The 2,629-nt window shown below is 64.7% G+C and carries 2 protein-coding genes; one reads left to right on the top strand and one right to left on the bottom strand.

Annotation, left to right across the window (positions count from 1 at the left end):
- Nucleotides 1–1,544: S8 family serine peptidase (locus tag EOA38_RS33095; RefSeq protein WP_145966186.1), on the bottom strand; the 1,544-nt coding region annotated here is incomplete at its 3' end.
- Nucleotides 1,545–2,138: 594 nt separating this feature from the next.
- On the opposite strand from EOA38_RS33095, the gene EOA38_RS33090 reads away from it, so the two are divergent.
- The coding region (locus EOA38_RS33090; RefSeq protein ID WP_145966187.1) for a Crp/Fnr family transcriptional regulator at nt 2,139–2,629 on the top strand (491 nt) is incomplete at its 3' end.

Below are 2,629 nucleotides of genomic sequence, written 5' to 3'. Positions count from 1 at the left end.
ATCTGCATAAGCTCGAGCGCAAACATCTTTTGCCTTTGGACGGCGGGCGGTGGCTGTGCCGCCAGAGAATTGCCGCCGGTGAGCAGATCCAGCCAGCTCCATGTGTAGGTGGCCGGCGGCAGTTTCCGGAGCTGGTTCTCAGCCGGTGGGGAGATGGCCAGCGCATCGAGAGCGCGAACCACCCCCTGTCCGATCTTCTCCAGCGTCTCGGCGGTGTTCATCTTCGGCGTGGATTTCTGCGCCACCTTGAACAGCGCGAAGCGGACGGCCTCGATGCGCATCCATGGCTGCGGATAAGTCTTCACGCGATCCCAGTGCTCGGCCAGCCAAAGCGCCGCGGCTGCCGCGATCTGCGGCGTCGCCGCCGACGTGCCGTTGCCATCCATGTCGACGACCTTGGCGCAGTCGATCTCCGCCCAGGGCACGTTCGGCGTGTAGGCGCCGAGCGCCGTCTTCATCTTCGATGGCGGGCCGTAGTTGCCCTGCATGGTGCCGAAGGCGAGTCCGGCATAGGCGCGGCCGTCGCCCATCACGCCGCATGCCGCCAGCACACGGTTGTAGCGCGCGGGATAGACGATGCTGCGAGGCGTGATGGCAAAGTTGTTGCCGGCCGCGGTGACCATGACCAGGCCATGGTCGTAAGCAAGGTTGATGGCATCGACCAGCGCTTGCGAGGCGAGGCCGCCCATGCTCATCGACAGCACCTGAGCGCCTTGCTGGCGCGCATACTCGATGCCTTGCACCATCGTGCCCGTCGTCAGCCGCACCACCCAGTCGGCGATGCGCACCGGAAGGATCTTGGCCCGCGGGGCGCCGCCAACGAAGTCGGTGAAGCCCGGCCAATTTGGCGAGGCGCCGTCGAGCTTGTTGCCGGCCAGCAGGCTGAGCGTGCCGGTGCCGTGACCGCGATTGCTGGTGAGCGTGCCGGCAGGCGCATGATCGGTCGCGTTGTCCGGTCCGGTGCCGTCATCGACGAAATTGCGCTGCTTTGCCGCCAGAAGCCCGGCCGGCAATGTGCGATGTCCCGGATCGAAGCCGGTATCGAGATGAGCGATGGTGATGTTGGCCTGCTTGGCGCCGACCCTGGTGCGGGCGGCCGCGAATTGGCTGAAATTCGGCCCGGCGTTCCAGGCGACACCGTCCCGGACGACCGCTTGTCCGCCGCGAGGATCCTGATCGTCGAAGGTGCAGGCAGGCGCGGCGCTCGCCGCCATGCCGCGATCGCCGCTGCCGTTCTTGTACTCCCATCGCTGTTCGATATCGGGCTCGACTGCCAGGACATCCACGCCCGCCGCCGCGAAATCTCCGCCGCGGGCTAAGAGCTTGTGGGCATCGTCCCAAGGATTGTCCGAGCCTGCCGCCTTGGCGGAAACCCGCAGCCAGGTCGCGCCACGGTCCCCCGCTGCCCCGTAGTCAGCGCCGGACGCACCCGGCGGCAGGGTCAGGATCGGTTCGGCGTCGATGCCCCCTATGCCAAGCGACCGGCCTCGCGCTGCAAGCCCGGTGCCATCGCCGCGAACCTTGATCAGGAGTCCCCTCGCCATGGCGCACCCCTCCCCGGAAATGGAATCATGGCGTCGGCCGTCATCTCCGGTCAAGCCAAGTTTCAAGCCATGATTCGATCGGTCTGTTTGTCCACCAGGAAATCAAGCCGATTGTGTTTCGGCACGATATGCTTGGCGTCCGAAACATACATTCGGAAAATGACGATCGCGCCGGGCGACAGACGCTTCTGTGATCGCCTTCACATACGTCGGGCGAGCTTCACGCACAAATATTGCACCGGGTGGCACTGGCTTCTGCTTCGATGCACAGGTCCGACAAGGCTTCCGGGCCTGAAAATGGGGCCGTTCCTCGGCAAGGAATTTCGATCACCTAGCCATTTTCAGATTTGCTGTCTGCGCGCGTAGGCACCTCCCACCGACGCGCGCGGACGGCGTTTCGAAGATCGATCGCGCTCCGCCAGGCGTGTCAGTCAATCAATTGCCGGGCCAATCTGTTTTTCGAAGCAGGTTGGCGTCCGGGACTGCTGCCAGAGGCATGTCGCCCGGCGACTGGCGACCATCAACGGAGACGAAGCTATGATCGAGCATGCACTTGTCCTACAATTTCCCCTCAACGAGAGGCGGAATCGCATCATGGCCACAGCCGGGGTAGACGACAGGGGCGCCGTGCCGCGCCTGGCGCGGATCGACCCGCGCCAGTTCGAGCTGCTGTTCGGCGGCTGCAAGGTCGAGCGCTACGCCGCCGGTCAGCACCTGTTCGTCCAGGAGGATGCATCCGACCGTATCTACGGCGTGATCAGCGGCACCGTCGAAATCTCGCTCTATTCGCCGGGCGGACAGAAGCTGGTGGCCAATATCGAGCTCTCGCGCAGCCTCGTCGGCGAGATCGGCGCCCTCGACGGGCTCCCGCGCACGGCCACCGCCATCTGTCACACCGCTTGCGAGCTGGTTTCACTTAGCCGAACACAACTCTTTGATCGCATTGAAAAAAATCCGTCGCTGGCGCGTGCCATGATCGAACTGCTGTGCGCGCGGCTGCGCTGGGTCAGCGGCGAACTCGGCGACCAGGCTTTCTTCGGCATCGAGGCCCGGCTGGCGAAGCGGCTGGTATTCCTCAGCGGTGT

The organism is Mesorhizobium sp. M1E.F.Ca.ET.041.01.1.1, from assembly GCF_003997355.1.
Classification (GTDB): domain Bacteria; phylum Pseudomonadota; class Alphaproteobacteria; order Rhizobiales; family Rhizobiaceae; genus Mesorhizobium.
This window is presented reverse-complemented; position numbering and strand designations above follow the sequence as displayed.